We start from the raw sequence: 16684 nt of genomic DNA, 5'->3' as shown, positions 1-16684 counted from the left end.
CCAAGGGGAGGATACGATGGCCTATTTCGAGGATCTGGTGGTCGGCACGAAGCGCAGCTTCGGCCACTACGCGGTGACGCGCGAGGAGGTGATCGCGTTCGCCGGCGCCTATGATCCGCAGCCCTTCCACCTCGATGACGAGGCTGCGGCGAAGACGCATTTCGGGCGCATCCCGGCGAGCGGCTGGCACACCTGCGCGATGACGATGCGGATGATCGTCGACGCCATGGAGGCCGGCGGCGAGAGCAGCCTGGGCGGCGTCGGCGTCGACGAGATGCGCTGGCTGAAGCCGGTCTATCCGGGCGACGTGCTGCGCTGCGAATCCGAACTGGTCGATAAGACGCCCTCGCGCAGCCGCCCCGAAATGGGCAGCTTCCGCACGCGCACCACCGTATTCAACCAGCATGACGAAGCGGTGCTGCGCTTCACCTCGATCGTGCTGATCGCCACCCGCCCGGCCTGATCAATCCAAGTGACGTCGGCACGATCGCCCTCTTTCGCTTGGTGATCATGTAGGATAGGGGGGTATCCTATATGGGACATCTTACCGCCTCGAGAGACGCGCTGCTCGCGCGCATTCGCCGCATTGCCGGGCAGGTCGCCGCCATTGAGAAGGCGATCGCCGCCGAGGCCGGCTGCGGCGCCGTGCTGCATCAGGTGGCTGGTGTGCGCGGCGCGGTAGCGGGGTTGATGGACGAACTCGTCGCCGACCATATCCGCGAGCATGTCGCTCGCCCCGATCTCGACGACGCCGCGCGTGCCGAGGGCGCCGAGGAACTGATCGCGGCGATCCGCCGCTACACCAAATGACGGACCGCCCGATGACCGCCGCCTCCACCCTCACCCACGATCATCTCTTTTTCGGGGACCGTCACGACGCCAATGCGCGGGCGACCTTGTGGGTGGTCGGGCTCACCGCGGTGATGATGGTCGCGGAGATCATCGCCGGGCTGGTCTATGGCTCGATGGCGCTGCTGGCCGACGGCTTCCACATGGCGAGCCATGCCGGCGCGCTGGCCATCGCTGCGGGCGCCTATGCCTTCGCCCGCGCACATGCGCATGACCGCCGCTTCAGCTTCGGCACCGGCAAGGTCGGCGATCTCGCCGGTTTCGCCTCAGCACTGGTACTCGCGCTGATCGCGCTGGCGATCGGCGCGGAGTCGGTCGGCCGTCTGTTCGATCCGCGGCCGGTGGCGTTCGCGGAGGCGACGCTGGTCGCGATCATCGGCCTCATCGTCAATGTCGCCAGCGCGCTGCTGCTGGCCGGCGGGCACCATCACCACCACGGCCATGACGATCATCATCACGACCATCATGATGGCGGGCATCATCATGATCACGGCCACCATCACCACGGCGACAACAATCTGCGATCGGCCTTCGTCCATGTTCTCGCCGATGCGCTGACCTCCGTTCTCGCCATTGTCGCGCTGATCGCCGGGCGGCTTCTCGGCTGGGTCTGGCTCGATCCGGTGATGGGGATCGTCGGCGCGATCGTGATCGCAGTGTGGGCGTGGAACCTGCTGCGGGATACCGCCGCCGTACTGCTCGACACCGCCGACGCCGGGCTCGAACGCGCGGTGCGCAATCGTGTGGAGGATGGCGGCACGACCATCACCGACCTCCACATCTGGCGCATCGGCCCCGGTGCGCACGCCGCAATCGTCAGCGTCACTGGCACGGACGATGCCGAAGCGGTGCGCGCGCGGCTCGAACCCATCCCCGCGCTCGCACATCTGACCGTGGAGACGCGCTGATCCGCCAGCCATGAATTCAGATCATAGCTGGCGCGAGATTTGATCCTTTGTCGGTGCCCCCCGATGCCGCGCATGAAGCCGCGGCACCAAGGGGAGACCGCCGATCATGTCCGCACCGATCACGCTCATTACCGCGCTTCTCGCAGCGGCTTCCGCCGCCACGCTTGCCGCGCAGGCACCCGCGCCCGATCCGCTGCTCGCACCGATCGAGCCCGACTATGCCGCGCGCTGGCTGACCCCGGTCGAACCGGTGAAGCTGTTCGCCAATAGTTATTTTGTGGGCTTCGGCGGATTGAGCGTGGTGTTGATCGATACTGGCAAGGGGCTGATCCTGATCGATGCCAGCCTGCCGCAGGCGGTGCCCGCGGTCGAGGCCAACATCCGCAAGCTGGGTTTCGACCCGCGCGACGTGAAGCTGATCCTGAGCACCGAGCCGCATTATGATCATGGCGGCGGGCTGGCGGCGCTGGCGCGCGACACCGGCGCGACGGTGGTGGCCGGCGCCGCCGCGGTGCGAGAGCTTGAAAGCGGCACCGGCGATGCCGCCGATCCGCAGGCCGAATGGCTCGTGCCATTTCCGGCGGTGCCGCATGTGCGCGGCGTGCGGCATGGCGAGCACATCCGACTGGGCGACACTGAGATCACCGCGATCGCGACGCCCGGCCACACCGCCGGCTCGACGAGCTGGACGTGGCGGAGTTGCGCCGGCGCCAACTGCCGGACGATTGTGTTCGGCGCCAGCCTCAACCCGGTATCGACCGACACCTATCGTTTCTCCGACCCCGCGCACCGCAGCGTCGTCGACCGCTTCCGCGCCGGCTTCGCCCGGATGGAAGCGCTACCCTGCGACATGCTGGTGACCGCCCACCCCGACCAGTCGGGCGGCGACAGGAAGCTGGGCCGGTTGCAGGCGGGCGATGCCGACGCTTTCCTCGATCGCAACGCCTGCCGCGACTATGCCGCGACATATCGCGACCGCCTGAATGCGCGGCTGAAGAAGGAGGCCGAGGCGCGCTGAGCGGCTTCAAATCGCCGCCCGATCTGCGAGAATAGCCCGCAACCCTGCCACGGCGCGGGCGTTGAACGGAAGAACCAGGGGGCTGTCCGATGATCGACCGATCGATGCGCGCTGCGCTGACCATGCTGGCGGCGATGCTCGCCGCGCTGCTGCTGCCGATGCCCGCGGCGGCGCAGGACGTCGCGGTGGTCGAGGCCGGGCGCTTGTTCGATGGCCGCGCGGTGATCGAGAATGCGCGGATGGTGATGCGCGACGGCCGCATCGTCGCGGTCGGGCCGCGGGACGAGGTCGCCATTCCCGAAGGTGCCGCGATCATCGACCGTCGCGGCCGCTTCGTGATGCCCGGGCTGATCGCTGGCCATTCGCATGTCGGCACCGTCTCGGGCGTGGAGCATGGCGGGCGCTATTACAGCCGCGAGACGGTGGCGCGCGATCTGGCGCAGTTCCAGCGTTATGGCGTGGTCGCGGTCAACGCGCTGGGGATGAACCGGCCGCTGTTTCACGACCTCCGCCGTGAATTCCGAGGCCCGAGCCATGTCGGTGCCGACCTCTATGGCGCCGGCCCCGGCATCGGCGTGATCGGCGGCGCCCCGCCGGAAGCGCGGATGAACACCTTGCCCGATCAGGTGGCGCGCCCCGCCAATGCTGAGGAGGCGCGCGCGGCGGTGCGATCAATGGCGGATGCCGGCGTCGACGTGATCAAGATCTGGCTCGATGCGCTCGGCACCGGCGCCCCGAAGATGCCGCCCGAGATCTACACGGCGGTGATCGCCGAGGGGCATGCCCGCGGTCTGCCGGTCGCCGCGCATATCCGCGACCTTGCCGACGCCAAGGCGGTGCTTGCCGCCGGCGCCGACATCATCGGCCATGGCGTGCGCGATCAGCCGGTCGACGACGCCTTCATCGCGCTGCTGCGCGACCGCGGCGCCTGGTACATGGCGACGATCAACATCGATGAAGCCAATTATCTCTATGCCGAGCATCCCGAATGGCTCGACGATCCCTTCTTCCGGCAGGCGTTGAACCCGGCGCTGGAGGCTCGCCTGCGCGACGCGGCATGGCGCAGGGAAACGCTCGCCGGGGCCGACGGTGCACGCAAGGCGGTGGCGATGAACATCGCCAACCTGCGCGCGCTGCACGCCGCCGGCGTCCATATCGGGCTGGGCACCGATTCCGGCGGCACCGCGCTGCGCATTCCCGGCTTTGCCGAGCATCGCGAACTGCAGCTTTCGGTGCAGGCCGGCCTCACCCCCACCGAGGCGCTGACCGCCGCGACCTGGGGCAATGCGCAGATGCTGCGCCTTGAGGGCCGCGGCACGCTCACCCCCGGCGCGGTCGCCGATTTCCTCGTGCTCGATGCCGACGCGACCAAGGATATCGGCGCGACGCGGACGCTGCGCGAGGTGTGGCGCAGCGGCAAGAAGGTTGCGCGCTGAGCGGTATCATATGGCCCGATGGCTGAGGCTCGGCCCGATCACGCTACTACCAGATTACCCCACCACCAGATGCAGCGCCCGCTTTGACGGGGCGAGCCGCACCTGCCGACCCCAGTCGAACGCGATATAATCCTGCTCGATGCCATCGGCGAAGATCACACCGCCGTCATTCATCCGTGAGGTGACGACCAGCGGCGCGTCGGCGAGTTTGCCGGCGCGGATCCGGGTGCCGCTGGCGATGCTGGGAAAGGGTTCTCGCACCCAATAGCCGACCGCGCGCTCCTCGCAGCCGAGTTGCACCGCGCAATGCGTCGCTTCCGCGATCGAGCGGGCCCAGCCGGTGGCGCCGGTGCCTGAAGCGACGATCAGGCCGCTGCTGCTCTGATCCTCCACCGCCTCGCCCGCGGCGATGCGATAGCGGGCGGACTGGTGGCTGCGATGGCCGACGAAGATCTCGTTGAGCGCGGTCAATGTCTCGCCGCCGTCCAGCGCCGCCTCCACCATCGTCCGCCGTTCGATGCCGGCGGCCCCCGCGGCACTCGCCGGCAGCAGGCGCGCGAGCCGGTCGACCGCTATGCGGGCGAGGACGCCGTCATAGAGATCCGGTGCGGGGTTCACCCCGATCACCGGCTGCGCGCCCAGATATTTGGCGACATTGGCGACCAGCCCGTCCTGCCCCACCGCGACGACGACATCGTCGGCGGCGAACAGGAAGCGATCGAGATCGGCGCGGCGGACGATTGCCTGCCGCCATTCCGCCGACACCTCGCCGCGCGCGGCGGCGAGCACCGCGTGGAACTGGTGATGGCGCTGTTCCACCTGCTCGAGCCGCTGGCCGCGGCTTTCGAGGAAGAAGCGTGCCTGTTCCCGCGTGGCATGTCGCGCGACGAGCAATTCATAATCGGTCTCGCGAGTGACGAACACCGCACGCGGCGTGAGCACGGCCATGGCGCCCTCCTCGCTCAGCCCGCCGCGATCGGCACCGGCGCCTTGCGGAACTCGCCGAGCATCGCCGCGAGCAGATCGGGAGTGATGTTGACATGCTCGATGGTCTCCAGCTTGCCGGCGAGTTGCTGCGCGGCGAGGCCGAGCAGGGTCGCGGGCGGCAGATCGCGATAGATCGCGATGTGCTGTCGTTCGGCCTCTGCCTTGGCGCCCTCCACCGCGCGGATGCGCTCCGCCTCCGCCGCCGCCTCCAACTGCCGCGCCTCGGCGACGCCGGCGGCGCGGTTGCGGGCATTTTCGGCTTCCTCGGCGATCAGCAATTTCTCGCGCCGCGCCAGCTCGGTCTTGGTGGCGAGTTCATTCTCGGCGATCGCCCTCTCCTTCTCCACCGCCAGCGCGCGCCGCTCGAACATCGCCTCATCGGCCTTCTGCTGCAGCGCCTCGAAGGTCGGCGTCTGCAGCGCGCGGGCCAGTTCGGTGCTGGGGGTGAGCCCGGTCAGCCGCACCGCCACCGCCGCGACGCCGATCTCGGCCAAGGTCGGGTCGGTCGCGAGCACCGCTTCCAGCGCGATGCGCAAGGGCTCCGGGCCGGCATCGAGCAGCCGCCGCACCGGCGCCGCCGCGATCTGCTGGAGCAGCGCCTGGTTGGCGATGCCGGCGATGCGCGCCTCGATCTTCTCGATCGGCTCGCCCTGCGGCTTCCCGCTGAAAAGGCCGATGGTGAAATCGACGCGCGTCGCCAGCCGCTCGGGATCGACGACGTGCCAGCCGATCGTGCCCTGCACCGCGATGTCCTGGAAATCCTGGCTGCGGCCCTTCACGAACAAGGTCATCTCGCGATCGTCCATCGGCAGCTCGGCGATGCTCGCATTGTCCGGCTGGAACCAGAAGACGAGCCCGCGGCCGCTGCGCCGCACGCGACCCTTGCGATAGTGGATCACATGATTGTTCGCCTCGCTGCGCAGGCGGGCGGCGAAGCCGAAATTGCGAATGCTGGCCATGATATCCTCCTTGGATCAGAGCGGCCGTTGAAAGCGGTAGAGTTCGGCGGGGCGGAAGGCGGTGCCCTCCTCACGCGCGCCGGTGGCGGCGATCCAGCCCTTGTCGAGCATGCGCCGCCGGAAGGCGGGCTTGTTCAGCGTGGTGCCGAGGATCGCCTCATGCACATCCTGAAGCTGGCGCAAGGTGAAGCGATCGGGCAGCAGCGCGAAGCCGACATTGGAATAATCGAGCTTGCCGCGCAGCCGCAGCATCGCCGCCGACAGGATCTCGCCATGATCGAAGGCGAGGTCGAGCGCGCTGCCCACGGGCGATCGCGCGACGATCGGCCCGCCGGCCTCGCCCGCCCACGGCACGTCGATCGTCACCGGCAGCAGATCGGCGTCACCCGCCAGTGCATCGGCGAAGGCGCGCTCGTCGAGCAGCACGAGATAGGCGATGGTGATGATCCGCATCCGCGGATCGCGATCGACCGCGCCGAAGCTGTAGAGCTGTTCGAGATGCGCGGCGGGCAACCCCGCCTTCTCGCGCAGTACCCGCGCCGCGGCATCGTCGAGCGATTCCGCGATGCCGACGAACCCGCCGGGCAACGCCCAGCGCCCGGCATGCGGATGCTCGCCGCGCTGCCGGAGCAAGGCCGCGGGGCGGCCGTCGCGCAGACCCAGCAGCACCAGATCGACGGTGACCGACGGGCGCTCATAGGCGGCGGGGTCATAGGCCTGGAGAAAGGCGTCTTCGTTCATTGGGGCGGGCCTTACATCTAATATGCGTATTAGATATTTCTGATTCACACATAAGTCAAGAGGTAGGCCCCTCACCTTCAGGTAAGGGGCTTACAAGGCCCCTACGGCACCACCGTCGTGAACAGATAGGCGAAAAAGATCACCAGATGCACGATGCCCTGCAGCACCGTCGTCCGCCCCGTTCCCAGCGACAATGTCGCGACGATCAGCGACAGCGCGAACAATGTCATCGCCTTGGCATCGATGCCCAGCGACAGGTTCCAGCCCATCGCCAGCGAGACGATCGCGACGGTCGGGATGGTGAGGCCGATCGTCGCCAGCGCCGATCCCAGCGCGAGGTTGAGGCTGGTCTGCAGGCGATTGCGCCGCGCCGCCTTCACCGCCGCGAGGCTTTCGGGCGCGAGCACCAGCGCGGCGATCATCACGCCGACGACGGCAAGCGGCATGCCCGCACCGACCACCGCGGCCTCCAGCGTCGGCGACAATTTCTTGGCGAGCAGAACCACCCCGACGAGGGCGACGACCAGCGCACCCACGGCGATCCAGGTCTGCGTGGCGGTGGGCGGCGCGGCATGAGTTTCGCCATACGCGTCATGATCGTCGGCGGGCAGGAAATAGTCGCGATGGCGCACGGTCTGCACCAGCACGAAGGTGCCGTAGAGCACCAGCGAGACCACCGCGGTGAAGGCGAGTTGCGAGGGAGAGAAGAAGGGGCCCGGTACGCTGGAGGTGAAGTTGGGCAGTACCAGCGAGAGCACCGCCATCGCCGCCAGCACGCACAGCGCCGCGCTCACCCCCCGCAGCATGAATTGCTGCTCATGATGGCGTACGCCGCCCATCAGCAGGCAGATGCCGACAATGCCGTTGAGGATGATCATGATCGCCGCGAACACGGTGTCGCGCGCCAGCACCGAGGCGTCGCCGGCGTCGGACAGCATCATCGAGACGATCAGCGACACCTCGATCACCGTTACCGCGATCGCCAGCACCAATGTGCCGAACGGCTCCCCCACCTTGTGCGCGACGACCTCGGCATGGTGGACGGCGGCCAACACGCAGCCCATCATGATCAGCGCCGCTCCGGCGATGCCGACCCAGCCATAATAGGCCAATCCGCCACCCAATGCCGCCAGCCCGAGCAACGGCACCACCAGCGACCAGTAGGGCAGCATGGCGCCGCCGATCATCGGCGTGCCCGGGGTATCGACTGGTGCGGTGGTGGCGGCGGTCACATGCTCTCCCTTGTCGTTCGCTCGATCGATCCGGACGGCAAACGCGATCGCAGGGCGAAACGCTCCCAGGGGGCTGATCCGGACCGGAATACGCGCACCCCGTACCGGCGCATGCCGAGGGCCCAATGCACGCGGGCAGTCCGCACGACCTATCGGCCGCGTGTGTCCCGAAGGTTTCGCGCGGGTAAGCTTTGGTGAGTGTGGGCGGGGGGACGCCGGGTGACCGGTGTTCGCCTACCCCACCCCGTTCGCCCCGAGCGAAGTCGAGGGGGCCGTCGAGCGCAGCCGAGACGGCGAGGTTGGGCCAAGCTCCGAGCGGGTCTCGGCTCTCGGCTTCGCTCGAGCCACCCCTCGACTTCGCTCGGCGCGAACGGAGGGAGGCAGGGGCTCGGCGTTATCCCTCCGACAGCCTCAATGCCCCTCGAACGCGAACAAACTCTCGGTCAGCACCCCCTGCGTGCGCAGCAGTTCGGCACCGCCAAGATCGGGCAGGTCGATCGCGAACAGCGCGCCCACGACATGCGCGCGGGCGTGGCGGAGCAGGTTGACCGCGGCGAGCGCGGTGCCGCCGGTGGCGATCAGATCGTCGACGATCAGCACGCGCATCTCGGGGCCGACCGCGCCTTCGTGCATCTCCAGCCGGTCATGGCCATATTCCAGAGCATAATCGATGCCGACAGTCGCGCCGGGAAGTTTGCCGCGCTTGCGCAGCGGCAGCAGCCCCAGCCCGAGATGCTTGGCGAGCGCGGCGCCGAAGATGAAGCCGCGCGCCTCGATCGCGACGATCAGTTGCGGCGCCAGCGGTTTGGCAAGCTCCCCCAGCCGATCGACCGCGGCAGCAAAGCCGGGACCGTCGAGCAGCAAGGTCGAAATGTCGCGGAACTGGATGCCGGGTTTCGGGAAGTCCGGGATCGTGCGTATCAGTGCCTTGAGGTCGTCATTGGACCTCATAGTCTCGCCTCCGCTCTGGTTCGGAGGCCCCTGTAGGCGAGGGGTATGGGGTGGTAAAGCCGGAGAAAGGGAGAAGGGCGACGGACCGCCCTTCTCCTCGCGAACCTCAATGCTTCTTCTTGTCGGCCCAGATGTTCTTGTACGACAGATAGGCCAGCACGGTCAGGATGAGGAGGAAGCCCACCACCGCCACGCCGGTGCGCTTGCGGCTTTCCAGCTTGGGTTCCGCCGTCCAGGTAAGGAAGGCGGATACGTCGCGCGCCATCTGGTCGGTGGTCGCCTTGGTGCCGTCCGCATAGGTGACCTGACCATCGCCGGTGAGCGGCGGCGCCATCGCCAGGTTGAGATTGGCGAAATAGGGGTTGAAGTGCAGCCCTTCCGGCGTCTTCGCATCGGGGAAATGCTTCAGCAGTTCGGCCGGTTGCGGGCGATAGCCGGTGATCAGCGAATGGACATAGTTGGTGCCGTCATGCCGCGCCTTGGTGATCAGCGACAGATCCGGCGGCAGCGCGCCGGCATTGGCAGCACGCGCCGCGACCTCATTGGCGAACGGCGCCGGGAACCTGTCCGAAGCGATCGACTTGCGCGTTGCCGCCTCGCCGGTTTCCGGGTTGATCGAGGGCTGCTCGACGACCCACTGGTCGGCGATCGCCTTGATCTCGGGTTCGTTATAGCCAAGGTCGGCTAGGTCGCGGAACGACACCAGCCGCAGCGAGTGGCAGGCCGAGCAGACTTCCTTGTAAACCTGGAAGCCGCGTTGGAGTTGCGCACGGTCGAACTTGCCGAACGGGCCATCGAAGCTCCAACTCACCTCCTTTGGGTGGAGGTGAAACTCATGCTCGACGGTCGGCACGGGGGGTTCTTCGATGTAGGCGACGACGCCCCACAGGAAGGACCAGAGGACGACGCCGACGAAACCCAGGCCGACGAGAAAGCCGATCAGACGGACCATCTTCTGAATTTCCTCTTATTCGGCCGGTTGCACGACGGCATTGGTCGAAAGCGTGGCGCCATCCTTGCCCTTGAGCACCGCCTCGGTGATCGAGTTGGGCAAAGGCAGCGGCTTTTCGATCTTCGAGATGATCGGCAGGATGATCAGGAAGTGCGCGAAGTAATAGGCCGCCGCGAGCTGCGAGATCATCACATAGGGTTCTTCCGCCGGCGCGCCGCCGCAATAGCCCAGGATGAGCACGTCGATGACGAGCGCCACAAAGGACCATTTGAACATTGGCCGATAATTCCCCGAGCGGACCGGCGAGCGATCGAGCCAGGGCAGGAAGAACAGCAGCAGGATCGCCGCGAACATGGCGAGCACGCCCCACAGCTTGGCCGGCAGGATGAAATCCACGGTGAAGGCGCGCAGGATCGCGTAGAACGGCCAGAAATACCATTCGGGCACGATGTGCGCCGGCGTGGAGAGCGGGTTCGCCGGGATATAATTGTCCGGGTGGCCCAGATAGTTCGGCGCGAAGAACAGCATGATCGCGAAGATCAGCAGGAACACACCGACGCCGAAGCCATCCTTGGCGGTATAATAGGGGTGGAACGGTACCGTATCCTGCGGCCCCTTCACGTCCACGCCGGTGGGGTTGTTCGAACCCGGAATGTGCAGCGCCCAGATGTGGAGGATGATCACCGCGGCGATCACGAACGGCAGCAGATAGTGCAGCGAGAAGAAGCGGTTGAGCGCCGCATTGTCCGGCGCGAAGCCGCCCAGTAGCCATTCCTGGATGGTCGGGCCGACCAGCGGAATCGCCGAGAACAGGCCGGTGATCACCTTGGCGCCCCAGAAGCTCATCTGCCCCCAGGGAAGCACATAGCCCATGAAGGCGGTGGCCATCATCAGAAGGAAGATGACAAGGCCGAGCAGCCACACCATCTCACGCGGGGCCTTGTAGGATCCGTAATAGAGCCCGCGGAAGATGTGCAGATAGACGACGATGAAGAACATCGAGGCGCCGTTGGCGTGCGCGTAGCGCAACAGCCAGCCCTGGTTCACATCGCGCATGATATGTTCGACGCTGTCGAACGCAACCAGCCCGTTGGCGGCATAATGCATCGCGAGGATGATGCCGGTGAGGATCTGGATGGCGAGCGCGGCACCCGCGAGCACGCCGAAATTCCAGAAATAATTCAGGTTGCGCGGCACCGGATAGCCGGCGCCCACCGCGTTGTAGACGAGGCGCGGCAGCGGCAGCTTCTCGTCCATGTAGCGCATCAACGGATGCTTCGGGGTGTAATGCTCAGCCCAGGGAAAGCTCATATCCTGCTACCTCAACCGACCTGAACGACGGTGTCCGACGTGAACGCATATTCCGGCACTTCCAGATTCTTGGGTGCCGGGCCTTTGCGAATGCGTGCGGCCGTATCGTAGTGGGAACCATGGCAGGGGCAGAAATAGCCGCCGAACTCACCCTTGGCCTCGCCTTCGCCCGCCCCCAGCGGCACACAGCCGAGATGGGTGCAGACACCCATCGTGATCAGCCACTGCTGCTTGCCTTCCTTGGTGCGCTCCGCCAGCGTCTGCGGATCGCGCAGCGAGGCGGCGTCGACGGCGTTGGCCGCGTTCATCTCCGCCGGGGTGAGATGGCGGACGAACAAGGGTTGCTTGCGGAAGATCGTCTTGATCGCCTGCCCCGGCTGGATCGCGGACACATCGACCTCGATCGAGGCCAGCGCCAGCACGTCCGCAGACGGGTTCATCTGATTGACGATCGGATAGAGCAGCGACACAGCGCCGACGCCGGCAAAGCTCACTGCTGCGATATTGATGAAGTCACGGCGCCGGATCCCCTCCTCGCCGCTTTCACCCGTCTCTAGCTCGGTGGTGTCAAGCGTGGCCATGTAATGCCTTTGCGGTTCGAACGTGGCACATTCGGGGACCGCTTCGCGCGACGCTTTTCGACCCCCTCCCCGCCTGTTGCTCCGACGGTTAAATCCGCTGATAGCCATCGGAAGACCCGTTTGCCAACAGCATTTTGCGCAACTTGAAGACCTGCGAATCATTCGCAATTGTAGAGGCTTAGTCGAACACCATGCGGATTGCGTTGTACCAGCCCGAAATCGCCGGAAATGTCGGGGCTATCCTGCGGCTCGCCGCGTGCTTCGGCGTGGCCGTCGATCTGATCGAACCCTGCGGCTTCGCCTTCTCGGACAAAAGGTTGAAGCGCGCCGGAATGGACTATGCGGCGGATGCCGAACTCGTCCGCCATGCCGACTGGGAGGCGTTCGCCGGGCAGCGCACCGGCCGCCTCGCGCTGCTCACGACGCGCGGCAGCACGCCGATCCACGAGACGGCGTTCCGGCCCGAAGATATATTGCTGTTCGGATCGGAGGGCGCAGGCGTGCCGGAGGATGTCCACCAGGCCGCCGACCTGCGCATCCGCATCCCGCTGAAGCCCGGCTTCCGCTCGCTCAACATCGGCATGTCCGCCGGCATCGCGCTGGTCGAGGCGTTGCGCCAGACCGGCGGCATGCCCGAATAACCCCTGTGGCCATCTCGACTTGCCCGCCCCCGTGCGGATAAGCAGCGCGCCACAATGTGCGTTTGAGGTGGCTTCCCCGATGATCGAGCTCGACCCGCAGCAGCTTGAGGCCCGCGACTGGTTCGTGGCGCTGCGCGACCGCATCTGCGCCGCGTTCGAAACGATCGAGCGCGACGCGGGCAGCGATGCGGCCTTCGAATACATCCCATGGGACCGCGACGATGCCGATGGCGGCGAAGGCGGCGGTGGCGTGCGCGGGCTGATGAAGGGCAAGGTCTTCGAGAAGGTCGGCGTCAACGTCTCGACCGTCGGCGGCGCCTTTTCCCCCGAATTCGCCAAGACCATCCATGGCGCGGCGGAGAATCCCGCTTTCTTCGCCACCGGCATCAGCCTGGTCGCGCACATGGCCAACCCGCATGTGCCCGCGGTCCACATGAACACGCGCTTTCTGGTGACGGAGAAACGCTGGTTCGGCGGCGGCGCCGACCTCAACCCGCCTATCCCCTATGACGAGGATACCGCCGCGTTCCACGCCACGTTCGAGACCGCGCTGGCACCGCATGGCGCCGATCTCTACCCGCGCTTCAAGCAGTGGGCGGACGATTATTTCTACATACCCCATCGCAAGGTCCATCGCGGCGTGGGCGGCATCTTCTACGATCATCAGGAAAGCGACGATGCCGACAGCTTCGCCGCCAATTTCGCGATGACTCGCGCCGTGGGAGAGGCCTTTCTCGACATCTTCCCGCGCATCGTCCGCCGGCGGATGGGCATGGCGTGGAGTGCGGAAGACCGGCAGCGCATGCTCGTCTGGCGCGGGCGCTATGCCGAATTCAACCTCGTCCATGATCGCGGCACGCTGTTCGGCCTCAAGACCGGCGGCAATATCGATGCGATCCTGATGAGCCTGCCTCCGGAAGCCGCATGGCCCTGATCTCGGTCCCCGCCGGCGAGGTCGCCACCGTCGTCACCCTGCTGGAGATGCGCAAGCGGCCGCCCCTGCGACCGCTGCCACCCAGCCCGCTCAGGCTGCAGCCGTGGCGCACGCCCGAGACGGACACCTATCGCGCGTTGTTCCGCCGCGTCGGCGCGCCCTGGCTGTGGTTCTCGCGGCTGGCGATGGACGATGACCGGCTGCGCGCGACGATCCGTGACCCCGGGGTGTCGATCAACGCGGTGCTCGATCCGCGCGGGATCGAGATCGGCCTGATCGAACTGGACCACCGCACCCCCGGCGAATGCATCATCGCCTTCTTCGCGTTGGTGCCCGAACTGGCCGGCAAGGGTCATGGCCGCTGGATGATGGCGCAGGCGCTGGCCTTCGCGTGGCGGCCGGGGGTGGAGCGCGTCTCGCTGCAGACCTGCACGCTGGACCACCCCTCCGCGCTCGGATTCTACCGGGCGCAGGGGTTCGTCGCGGTGGAGCGCAGGCTGGAGACCTTCCCGGATCCGCGCGTGACCGGGCTGCTGCCGCGCGATGTGGCGGCGCATGTGCCGTTGCTTGAGGGGTCGGGCGGCTAAGCACGACTCGTCCCTCGACGTCGCTCGGGACGAACGGAAAATACTATCAACATCCGTTCGCCCCGAGCGAAGTCGAGGGGTGCGTCGAGCGAAGCCGAGACGCGGGGGCCACGGTGCTTATGGCGCCCCTGCCTGCCATTCGGAACGAACGGACAGTGTCCTTACCCTCCGTTCGTCCCGAGCGCAGTCGAGGGACGAGGAGACCCGCGCCTCAGCCCGCCGGCCGATCCACATCCACCGCCATCGCCGCATCGATCGCGAAAAGCGGCGCCCCCGCGAGCAGATCCCGCGCGCCGACATCGCCGGTAAGCTGCGCCAGCACCCCGAAATGCGCCCGACCGATCAGCGCCGGCGGCATGCGCCGTCCGTCCGCGGCGCAGACCAGCAGGCCGATCGCCGGATCATAATCGGCGCACATCCGCGCGAGCAGCGCCGCATCGATGCGGGGCATGTCCGCCAGGCAGATCAGCAGCGCATCGATATCCAGCGCGGTTGCCGCGGCGACGCCGCGCCGGATCGAGCCGGCCATCCCCTCTTCGGGGGCATCATTCTCGACCAGTCCCAGCCCGCCCGCCGCGAGCAGCGCGCCCAGCGCGCCGGCGCCGGTGCGCACCACCGCGAGCCTGTTTGGAAACGCCGCCAGCGCATCGCGCGCATGTACTGCCAGCGGCCGCCCGGCATAGGCGGCGACCAGCTTGTCGTCGGGGCCGTAGCGGCGCGAAAGCCCGCCGGCGAGCAATAGCGCCGCGACGCGGTCAGCCGCGATCATTGAGCGCGGCGACCATCCCGGCGGCGATAGACAGCGCGATCTCGGCGGGGCCGAGCGCGCCGATCGAAATGCCCGCCGGCCCGTCGATGCGGGCGAGCGCCGCAGGTTCTACGCCTGCCGCCGCCAACCGTTCGAGCCGCGCGGCATGGCTGCGGCGCGATCCGAGCGCCGCGACATAGCCGGTCGGCGCCGCCAGCGCGGCGATCAGCGCCGGATCGTCGATCTTGGGATCATGGCTCAAGGTCACCACCGCGGTGCCCGCATCGGGGCGGCGTGCCGCCACCGCCTCATCGGGCCAACGATCGTCGAGATCGGTTTCGGGAAAGCGTTCGGCGGTGAGGAAACGGCCGCGCGGATCGATCACCACTGGCCGCACCTCAAGCGCACGGGCGAGCGCGACCAGCGACTGGGCGATCTGCACCGCGCCGATGATCAGCAACCGCCTGGGCGGCCGATAGCGGTTGACGAAGCCGTCCGCCGCCTCGCCCAGCGCGCTCTGCCCGCTGGCAAGATCGGTCGCCACCGCCAGCGCCTGACCCTGATGCCGCGCATCGGCGATCGATTCGAACAGTGCCGGGGCGAAACCCGCGTCGGCAACCGGCTGGACGAGCACCTCGATCTCGCCGCCGCAGGGCAGCCCCACCTCCCATGCCGCGGGATCGCTGACGCCATAGCGCTTGAGCACCGGGGGAGCGCCGCCGATCACCTCGGCGGCGCTGGCGAGGATATCGCCCTCCACGCAGCCGCCCGAGACCGAGCCGGCGAAGCGGCCATCCTCATGAACGAGCATATGGCTGCCGCGCGGCCGCGGCGCCGATCCCCAGGTGGAAACGACGGTCGCTACCGCCATCCGCGCGCCGCGCCATTCGCGCGCCTTTGCCAGAATGTCGTCGATATCGGCCATGATGTGGGGAGTCCCTGGGAACTGGATCTGCGCCGGGCGGGTCCGGAGCATGAGGAAGACGCTATATATTCTCCGCCTGGCGTACGGAAAGCCACACGCACGAAGGTAGGGCGCTCCCGCCCCCCTCCGTTCGTCCCGAGCGAAGTCGAGGGGGCCGTCGAGCGCAGCCGAGACGGCTTGGGGGGACACGCTCGGAGCGGGTCTCGGTTCTCGGCTTCGCTCGAACCACCCCCTCGACTTCGCTCGGGGCGAACGGTGTGGGGTCGGTACGGAGATGTCGGGGTGGATACCACCCTGCTCGCCCCGCCCTGCCCGCATCCCCAATGAAAAGCGGGCCGGATCCCAGGGATCCGGCCCGCTTTCGTCACCCCTTGCGGGCGATCAATACTGGACGGTCACCGTCACAGCGCGACGGTTCTGCGCCCAGGCCGCCTCGTCCGAACCCAGCGCCTTGGGGCGTTCCTTGCCATAGCTGATCGTGCTGATCCGCGAGACCGGAATGCCGGCAGAGACCAGATAGTCCTTCGCGGCGTTGGCGCGGCGGGCGCCGAGCGCGAGGTTGTATTCGCGCGTGCCACGCTCGTCCGCATGGCCTTCGATCGAGACGCGAACATTGGCGTGCTGCCGCAGCCACGCCGCCTGGCTGTCGAGGATCACGCGATCCTCGCTGTCGACATCATATTGATCGAGATCGAAATAGATGGTGTCGCCCTGCGTGTTGGCGATGAAATCTTCCTGCGAACCGGGCGCATAGCCCGGGCCGGCATCGGCGGTCGGCGGCGCCGTCGGGGTTTCGCCCGGGCTCGGCGGCAACGTTTCCGGGGGCTTCTTCGAACACCCAGCCAAGGCGACGAGCGCCAGAGCGACAGCGAATCCGGTCTTCATATGGGCCATGTCGGTCTTCTCCTTTTGCACCTTCGCGCC

The 16684-nt window shown here is 67.3% G+C and carries 19 protein-coding genes; 8 read left to right on the top strand and 11 right to left on the bottom strand.

Annotation, left to right across the window (positions count from 1 at the left end; genetic code table 11):
• Positions 1-16: 16 nt before the first annotated feature.
• The 5 genes from FHS96_RS23080 (at position 17) to FHS96_RS23060 (ending at position 4211) form a co-directional block, all read left to right on the top strand.
• Positions 17-463, top strand: a complete 447-nt coding sequence (locus FHS96_RS23080) for a MaoC family dehydratase (protein ID WP_429597532.1) — start codon at positions 17-19, stop codon at positions 461-463.
• A gap of 71 nt (positions 464-534) precedes the next feature.
• Positions 535-810 (top strand): metal/formaldehyde-sensitive transcriptional repressor, encoded by a 276-nt coding sequence (locus tag FHS96_RS23075; protein ID WP_429597529.1) that lies wholly within the window; start codon positions 535-537, stop codon positions 808-810.
• A gap of 11 nt (positions 811-821) precedes the next feature.
• Entirely contained in the window at positions 822-1757 is a 936-nt protein-coding gene (gene dmeF, locus FHS96_RS23070; RefSeq protein ID WP_429597526.1) for a CDF family Co(II)/Ni(II) efflux transporter DmeF, read from the top strand.
• 106 nt (positions 1758-1863) lie between these two features.
• Complete coding sequence (gene bla, locus FHS96_RS23065; protein ID WP_429597523.1) at positions 1864-2775, top strand: subclass B3 metallo-beta-lactamase; 912 nt, start codon at positions 1864-1866, stop codon at positions 2773-2775.
• A gap of 89 nt (positions 2776-2864) precedes the next feature.
• Positions 2865-4211, top strand: a complete 1347-nt coding sequence (locus FHS96_RS23060; RefSeq protein ID WP_429597520.1) for an amidohydrolase family protein — start codon at positions 2865-2867, stop codon at positions 4209-4211.
• A gap of 54 nt (positions 4212-4265) precedes the next feature.
• Here the strand turns inward: FHS96_RS23060 and FHS96_RS23055 are convergent, their stop codons facing one another.
• From FHS96_RS23055 to petA, 8 genes are all read right to left on the bottom strand, one after another.
• Entirely contained in the window at positions 4266-5159 is an 894-nt protein-coding gene (locus FHS96_RS23055; RefSeq protein WP_429597517.1) for an NAD(+)/NADH kinase, read from the bottom strand.
• A 14-nt stretch (positions 5160-5173) separates the two neighbouring features.
• Positions 5174-6157: an SPFH domain-containing protein gene (locus tag FHS96_RS23050; protein ID WP_429597514.1), complete on the bottom strand. Its 984-nt coding sequence runs from the start codon at positions 6155-6157 to the stop codon at positions 5174-5176.
• Between the two features lie 15 nt (positions 6158-6172).
• Positions 6173-6898 (bottom strand): NUDIX hydrolase, encoded by a 726-nt coding sequence (locus FHS96_RS23045; protein ID WP_429597511.1) that lies wholly within the window; start codon positions 6896-6898, stop codon positions 6173-6175.
• Between the two features lie 101 nt (positions 6899-6999).
• Positions 7000-8130 carry a calcium:cation antiporter gene (locus tag FHS96_RS23040; protein WP_429597507.1) on the bottom strand — a complete coding sequence of 377 codons (1131 nt, stop codon included), beginning with the start codon at positions 8128-8130 and terminating at the stop codon, positions 7000-7002.
• Between the two features lie 411 nt (positions 8131-8541).
• The gene (locus FHS96_RS23035; protein ID WP_429597504.1) at positions 8542-9081 is read right to left on the bottom strand and encodes an adenine phosphoribosyltransferase; all 540 of its coding nucleotides are present in this window, start codon (positions 9079-9081) and stop codon (positions 8542-8544) included.
• A gap of 106 nt (positions 9082-9187) precedes the next feature.
• Entirely contained in the window at positions 9188-10033 is an 846-nt protein-coding gene (locus FHS96_RS23030; protein WP_429597501.1) for a cytochrome c1, read from the bottom strand.
• Between the two features lie 15 nt (positions 10034-10048).
• Entirely contained in the window at positions 10049-11344 is a 1296-nt protein-coding gene (locus tag FHS96_RS23025) for a cytochrome b (RefSeq protein ID WP_429597497.1), read from the bottom strand.
• Between the two features lie 11 nt (positions 11345-11355).
• Positions 11356-11925 (bottom strand): ubiquinol-cytochrome c reductase iron-sulfur subunit, encoded by a 570-nt coding sequence (gene petA, locus FHS96_RS23020; RefSeq protein WP_429597494.1) that lies wholly within the window; start codon positions 11923-11925, stop codon positions 11356-11358.
• A 191-nt stretch (positions 11926-12116) separates the two neighbouring features.
• On the opposite strand from petA, the gene FHS96_RS23015 reads away from it, so the two are divergent.
• From FHS96_RS23015 to FHS96_RS23005, 3 genes are all read left to right on the top strand, one after another.
• The gene (locus FHS96_RS23015) at positions 12117-12566 is read left to right on the top strand and encodes a tRNA (cytidine(34)-2'-O)-methyltransferase (protein WP_429597491.1); all 450 of its coding nucleotides are present in this window, start codon (positions 12117-12119) and stop codon (positions 12564-12566) included.
• Positions 12567-12645: 79 nt separating this feature from the next.
• On the top strand, positions 12646-13500 hold the full coding sequence (hemF, locus tag FHS96_RS23010; protein WP_429597488.1) for an oxygen-dependent coproporphyrinogen oxidase: 855 nt from the start codon (positions 12646-12648) through the stop codon (positions 13498-13500).
• Positions 13491-14087, top strand: coding sequence for a GNAT family N-acetyltransferase (locus FHS96_RS23005; RefSeq protein WP_429597485.1), 597 nt, complete (start codon positions 13491-13493; stop codon positions 14085-14087). Before hemF ends, FHS96_RS23005 begins: the two co-directional genes overlap by 10 nt.
• 211 nt (positions 14088-14298) lie before the next feature.
• Here the strand turns inward: FHS96_RS23005 and FHS96_RS23000 are convergent, their stop codons facing one another.
• From FHS96_RS23000 to pal, 3 genes are all read right to left on the bottom strand, one after another.
• The gene (locus FHS96_RS23000) at positions 14299-14856 is read right to left on the bottom strand and encodes a nucleotidyltransferase family protein (protein WP_429597482.1); all 558 of its coding nucleotides are present in this window, start codon (positions 14854-14856) and stop codon (positions 14299-14301) included.
• Positions 14843-15760 (bottom strand): XdhC family protein, encoded by a 918-nt coding sequence (locus FHS96_RS22995; protein WP_429597479.1) that lies wholly within the window; start codon positions 15758-15760, stop codon positions 14843-14845. The genes FHS96_RS23000 and FHS96_RS22995 overlap by 14 nt, the downstream gene beginning before the upstream one ends.
• A 381-nt stretch (positions 15761-16141) precedes the next feature.
• Complete coding sequence (gene pal / locus FHS96_RS22990) at positions 16142-16654, bottom strand: peptidoglycan-associated lipoprotein Pal (RefSeq protein WP_429597475.1); 513 nt, start codon at positions 16652-16654, stop codon at positions 16142-16144.
• Positions 16655-16684: the final 30 nt, after the last annotated feature.

Origin of the sequence: Sphingomonas zeicaulis (genome assembly GCF_050433225.1) — a bacterium.
Lineage (GTDB): Bacteria > Pseudomonadota > Alphaproteobacteria > Sphingomonadales > Sphingomonadaceae > Sphingomonas_D > Sphingomonas_D zeicaulis.
This window is presented reverse-complemented; position numbering and strand designations above follow the sequence as displayed.